Below are 6,300 nucleotides of genomic sequence, written 5' to 3' on the forward strand. Positions count from 1 at the left end.
GGGGCGCACCGCGATCGGCCGGGCACCCGGGAGCCGGGTAGCGTGGCAGAAGAGGCGCGCCGCGACCCGGATTCCCGGCGTGCGAGCGGCGAAACCGAGGAGGCCGCGGTGACGGCGATGAACGGGGCGGGCAGGCCGTGCCGGTTCTGCGGCAGGCAGCGCGACCCCCGGGTGCCCGGCCGGAACGGGCCGATCTGTGTGGACTGCGTCCGCGCCGGCCTGCGCGTGGTGCGCGACGGCGCGGACCGGGAGAGCGGCGCGGGTGACGTGCTGGCCGCGGTGACGTCGCCGCTGGCGGCGGTCTGCGACTACTGCGGCCGCCGCGAGCGCCGGACGTTCCTCGGGCTCCGGCGTCCGCTGCTGCGCGTCGACTGCGCGGCGCGGGACGCGGTGATCTGCGTGGACTGCCTGGACCACGCCGGTGATGTGCTGAACGTCGCCCTGCGCGGCTGAGGGCGTTTCCGGCCCGGCCACCGCGGGTAGCCGGGCGCCATGACGTCCACTCGGGAACACCGCACCCGGCCGGAGACCGCTTCGGTCGCCGAGACCCTGCGAGTCGCGCTCGAGGTGGCGCTGCCCACGCTGGCCGGTGGCGTGATCAAACGTCGTCCCGCGGCGATGGCGCTGGCCGGGAAGCTGCAGTTCGACCGCTCGGCCGTGCGGTTGCTGCGCCGGCTGCGCGAGCGCCACTACGGGCGTCCGCTGAAGCTGCGCGTCCCCGGCCGGTCGGTGGAACTGGCGCTGTCCGGCGCGGACGTGAAGCGGCTGCTGGCCGGCGCGCCGACGCCGTTCAGTCCGTCCACAGTGGAGAAACGGGCCGCGCTGAGTCACTTCCAGCCGCACGGTGTCCTGATTTCGGACGCGGTCGACCGGCCGGCCCGTCGCCGGTTCACCGAGGCCGTGCTGCAACCCGGCCGTCCGCTGCACGAGCTGGCGGCACCGTTCGCCCGGGCCGTCGCCGAGGAAGCGGCCGTCCTGCTGAGCGAGGTCACCCACAGCGGCGAGCTCGACTGGGACACCTTCAACGTCACCTGGTGGCGCCTGGTCCGCCGGATCGTGCTCGGCGCGGGCGCCCGTGACGACACGACGCTCACCGACCAGCTCGAACGCCTCCGGCTCGACGCGAACTGGGCGTACGCGCATCCGAAGCGCAAGCAGCTGCGCGAGGAGTTCCGCCGCCGCCTGACCGGGCACCTGGACCGCGCCGAGGCGGGCAGCCTGGCCGCCGCCATCGCCTCGGCCGGCGAGGACACAGCGCCCGACCAGGTGGCGCACTGGCTGTTCGCGTTCGACGCGGCCGGCATGGCGACCTACCGGACGCTGGCGCTGCTGGCGAGCCACCCGGCCGCCCTCGACCGCGCCCGCGCGGACCTCGACGGCGCCGACCTCGCGGAACCGAACCAGCTGAGTTACCTGCGCGCGTGCGTGCTCGACGCGGTACGGCTGTGGCCGACCACGCCGATGATCCTGCGTGAGACGACGGAGGAGACGTCCTGGGGACCGGCGGGGACGACGGTGCTGATCTTCACGCCGTTCTTCCACCGGGACCCGGACCTGCCGTACGCGGACCGGTTCGAGCCGGACCTCTGGCTCGACGGCCGCGCGGCGGAGAACCCGGCCCTGGTCCCGTTCAGCGCCGGTCCGGCCATCTGCCCCGGCCGCGACCTGGTCCAGTTCTGCGCGAGCACGATGCTGGCGAACCTGCTGCGCGACCACGGGTACGAGCAGGCGTCGGGACCGGTGCTGTCCCCGGAGCGCCCGCTGCCGGCCACCCTCGACAACTTCCACCTGAAGCTCAAGCCGGTCTGAGCCGGTGCCGCCGTGGTGCGGCGGCACCGGCTCAGGCGGTCACACCGGTGCGGTGAAGACGTACGAACCCGCGGGCAGGAAGTACGTCCCGGGCGCCGAGGGCACCGCTTCGGGCGGCGCGGTGATGCCCGACGGCCGGGACGTCGGCACCACCACCGTCGCCGAGGAACCGGCCGGGACCGTCACCCGCAGCGTCAGCTTCCTGCCCGCGGCCGACCAGTCGCTGACCGCGCCGCCGTACGGCGTCTCGTACGCCGACTTCGCCGAGGTGAGGCCGCCGCCCGGCTGGGGTGCGATGCGCAGCGACGCGTAACCGGGGGACGCCGGGGCCAGGCCGCCCACCGACCGGTACAGGAAGTCGCCCACCGAGCCGAGGCCGTAGTGGTTGAACGAGTTCATCCCGGGGTCGTTGAACGAGCCGTCCGGCTTGATGCCGTCCCAGCGCTCCCAGATCGTCGTCGCGCCGTGGCCGATCATGTAGCCCCAGCCCGGGAAGTCCGGCTGCAGCAGCACCCGGTAGGCGACGTCGGCGTGGCCGTGCGCGGCCAGCACGGGCAGCAGGTTCTCGACGCCGAGGAACCCGACGGTCAAGTGCCCGCCCGCCGCGGCGACGCGGGCCGCCAGCTTGTCCGCCGCCGGCTGGACGCGGTCGGCCGGCAGCAGCCCGAACGCCAGCGCCAGGACGTACCCGGTCTGCGTGTCCGACCCGATCGTGCCGTCCGCCGCCACGAAGCGAGCGGTGAACGCGGCACCGACCTGGTCGGCGAGCGTCCCGTACTTCGCCGCTTCGGCGGGGTGCCCGGTCGCCGCGGCCATCCGCGACACCAGCCGTGACGACCACGCGAAGAACGCCGTCGAAACCAGGTCGTGCGGGGTCTCGTCGTTGACGTTGAGCCAGTCCCCGTACGTCTGGTGGTCGCGGATCAGGTCGGCGCCGGAGGTCGACCGCAGGTACTCGATCCACCGGACCATCGCGGCGAAGTGCTCGTCGATCACGCCGGTGTCGCCGTAGCGCTGCCACAGGGTGTAGGGCACGATGACGCCCGCGTCGCCCCAGCCCGCGGTGCCCGAGCCGTTCAGCACGCCCGGGGCGACGTCGGTGAACGATCCGTCCTCGTGCTGCGCGTCGACCAGGTCGTCGCTGAACTTGCCGAGGAAGTTCGCGACGTCGAGGTTGAACGTCGACGTCGCGGCGAAGATCCCGATGTCGCCGGTCCAGCCGAGCCGCTCGTCGCGCTGCGGGCAGTCGCTCGGCACCGACAGCATGTTGGAGCGCTCACCCCACAGGATGTTGTGCTGCACCTGGTTGACGAGCGCGTCGGACGACGTGAAGGTGCCGGTCTGCGCGCCGGAGGTCCACATCGCCCGGCCGGTCAACGTCGCCGCGGTCGGCGCCGCGGGCAGGCCGGTCAGCTCGACGTACCGGTAGCCGTGCACGGTGAACCGCGGTTCGTACGTCTCGGCGCGGCCGGTGCCGGCGAGGGTGAACCGGTCGGTGGCCTGGGCGGCGCGCAGGTTCGTGGTGTAGACGGTCCCGTCGGGGTTGAGCACCTCGGCGTGCCGCATGGTCACCGTGGTGCCGGCCGGGCCGGTCACCGAAAGCCGGTTCCAGCCGCCGAAGTTCTGGCCGAGGTCGGCGACCCACACCCCGGGTTTCGGCTGGGTCCAGGCGACGGGCTTGAACTCCTGCTGCACCGTGACGCCGTTGTCCGCCTGGGACACCAGATTCGGCTTGGCGTCGCCGCGCACGCGAGGCGCCGCCCAGCCGCGGTCGTCGAAGCCGGGCCGGTCCCAGCCGGCCGCCGCGAGCCGCGCGTCGTAGGTTTCGCCCTGGTAGAGGTCGTCGGCGCGGATCGGGCCGTCGGCGGTCTTCCAGGTGCCGTCGGTCGCGACCGTGGTGCTCGTGCCGTCGGTGTACGTCAGCCGCAGCTGGGCGGAGTACCACGGCTCGGTGCCGTACTTCTGGCTCCCGGCGATGCCGACGCTGCCGGAGTACCAGCCGTTGCCCACCAGCGCGCCGAGCACGTTCTCCCCGGCGCGGATCTGCCCGGTGACGTCGGAAACCCGGTACTGCAGGCGTTTCGCGTAGTCCGTCCAGCCCGGCGCGAGGACCTCCGAGCCGACCTTGACGCCGTTGAGGTGGGTCTCCTGCAGCCCGAGCGCGGTCGTCAGCAGCCGGGCGCTCGCGACCGGCTTCGTGACGGTGAAGCTCTTGCGCAACAGGGGAGCGGGCGCGCTCACGGCGACGTTCGCACCCCACGGGCCGGTGCCGTACGCGGTCAGCGCCCGCGCGGCGACCCAGGAGCTGTCGTCGAAAGTGCGCTGCTGCCAGCCGTCCGGGCCGATCTGGCTCGCCTTCCACGTCCCGTCGGTGACCGTCTGCGGTCCACCTTGGACGATCAGCTTCGCGATGGTGCCCGCCGGGCTCTGCGTGGTGTTCTCCGTGCTGATCGCGATGGTGTTCGCCCCGGCCGTCAGCAGGCTGCCGACCTCGACGACCGCGGCCGTCTTCCACGAGTCGGCCACTCGCGGCGAGTCGCTGACGCGGGTGCCGTTGACCCACACGGTCGCGGTGTCGTCGCCGGTCACGACCAAAGTGGCCTTCGCCGGGGCCGCGGCCAGGTCCAGGGTCTTGCGGAAGAAACGGGTCGACGGCGGCACCCCGCCGAGCGGATCGCCTTCGGGGTACCAGATCCAGCTCGCCCCGGCGAGGTCCGGACCGGCCGTGGCGCGGCCGAGGAAGGCGCCGGTCCACTCGGCCGCCGGGCTCCGGAGCGCGGTTTCGAAGCGCTGCACCGGGCTCCAGCCGCTCGGCCGGCCCTGGCCGTCCCAGACGCGGACGCGCCAGGTGTAGGCGGTCAGCGAGGCGAGTGCCGGGCCGCCGTAGGCGACGTCGGCCTGCTGCGCCGAGGCGACGCGGCCGCTGTCCCAGAGGTCCTTCCCGCCGGCGGACACGACGAGCTGGTACGCCGACTGCCGCTGCTGCGGCGCCGCCGACGTCAGCTTCCAGCCGAACCGCGGCCGCGCCGGGTCGACGCCCAGCGGGTTCACGCGGTTCGCGACCGTGGCGCTCGCGACCGAAAGCGGTGACGCCGCGACGGGGTTCGGCGTGGTGACGCCGGCGCCCCACGGCGCGGTGCCGTAGGCGCCGAGGTCCGCGGCCGGCGACCAGGTCCCGTCCGCGAAGCCGGGCTGTTCCCAGCCCTCCGGCACGGTCGTCGCGCTCTTCCAGCCGGCCCCGGTGGTGAGGTCGGTGCTGCCCGCCGCGGTCGTCACCCGCAGCCGCCCGAGCAGGCCGGCCGGGCCGGCGGCGTTGCGGACGGCGACGGCGAGGGTGTTGCGGCCCGGGACGAGCGCGGGCCGCAGGTCCACCGGCAGCGCCGTGCGCCACGAGTCCCTGGTGCGGGCCGAGGAGGCGAGCGGGGTGCCGTTGAGCCAGACGTCGGCGGTGTCGTCGCCGGTGAGCAGGAGCCGGGCGTCGGTGACCGCGCCGGCGGGGACGGTGAACGTCGTGCGGAAGTACCGGGTCCCGGCCGGCGCGGCGACACGGGCGTCGCCCTCCGGGTACCAGATCCAGTGCGCGCCGGACAGCCCGATCGGCGGCGCGGCGCCGGCGGGGGGAACCGCGGCGGCCGACAGGGCCAGGATCGCGGCGAGCGTGGTGGTGGTGGCGCGCCAGAGCTTCGAGGGCAGCATGCAGGCTCCCTTGCGGCGGGGATGGGGACGCGAATTAGAACGTTTCAACCAAGCGCTGAGAGGTGACTGTAATCACCACCTCACGTGTTGGCAATACGCCACCGGTACGCACGAGGCCCGCGAGCTGCCGTTTCGGCCGGATTCCTAAATCGTTTCAGGGCGCCGGGACCGCCGCACCCCGATGATCACGACGACCACCGCGACGCCCAGCAGGATCAGCGCGATCGGCAGCGCCGTGGGCAGCCAAGGCCAAGCGTCGCCTTCGAAGACGACTCCGTCGGTGGGCAGCTCCAGCACCTTCGCCGTCCACCGCGCGGTGGCGACGTCGGTGCGGCGGGACAGCCCGCTCACCGCAAGGTCGTAGGGGAAGCCGGGCCGGTCGTGGACGTACTCGGGCGCCGGCCCGCCGGGCAGCGGGGTGACTCCGCGAATCGCGCCCGGCACGAGCAGCCGGTCGAGCCGGGCCGAGGCGAGGGAGGCGCGGGGCAGGAACGTGAGCCCGTGCCGCGACCGGATCGGGCCGCCGTCGAAGCCGACGGCGAGCGTGCGCGAAGACAGGGACTGGCCTTCGGTGTCGAACACCGACGCGAGTTCGACCTCGCCGACGCCGTTCGCGAGCAGCACGCCCGTTGCGCCGGGGTGCCAGCGGAACCCGGCGTTGAGGATCGCCGCGGCGTCCGGCATGCCGGACGGCGGGTGCACCGGCACCGCGGTGCCGTAGCGGCGCCAGCCGATGGCGGCCGCGGCGTCGGCCGCCACCGCGGGCCCGGCCAGCCGCTCGACCCAGTGCAGCGT

3 protein-coding genes and 1 pseudogene are annotated in these 6,300 nt (G+C 74.0%); 2 read left to right on the top strand and 2 right to left on the bottom strand.

The window, feature by feature from the left end; genetic code table 11:
* Nucleotides 1–42: 42 nt before the first annotated feature.
* Nucleotides 43–453, top strand: coding sequence for a hypothetical protein (locus ACFVYA_RS40525; protein ID WP_387052698.1), 411 nt, complete (start codon nt 43–45; stop codon nt 451–453).
* Between the two features lie 39 nt (nt 454–492).
* The gene (locus ACFVYA_RS40530; RefSeq protein ID WP_387052700.1) at nt 493–1,809 is read left to right on the top strand and encodes a cytochrome P450; all 1,317 of its coding nucleotides are present in this window, start codon (nt 493–495) and stop codon (nt 1,807–1,809) included.
* A gap of 39 nt (nt 1,810–1,848) precedes the next feature.
* On the opposite strand, the gene ACFVYA_RS40535 is transcribed toward ACFVYA_RS40530, so the two are convergent.
* Both ACFVYA_RS40535 and ACFVYA_RS40540 read right to left on the bottom strand, forming a co-directional pair.
* Complete coding sequence (locus ACFVYA_RS40535; protein WP_387052702.1) at nt 1,849–5,505, bottom strand: family 78 glycoside hydrolase catalytic domain; 3,657 nt, start codon at nt 5,503–5,505, stop codon at nt 1,849–1,851.
* Nucleotides 5,506–5,649: 144 nt separating this feature from the next.
* Nucleotides 5,650–6,300 (bottom strand): annotated as a pseudogene (locus ACFVYA_RS40540) (AraC family transcriptional regulator); the annotation flags it as partial.

This window comes from Amycolatopsis sp. NPDC058278 (genome assembly GCF_042881395.1).
Lineage (GTDB): Bacteria > Actinomycetota > Actinomycetes > Mycobacteriales > Pseudonocardiaceae > Amycolatopsis.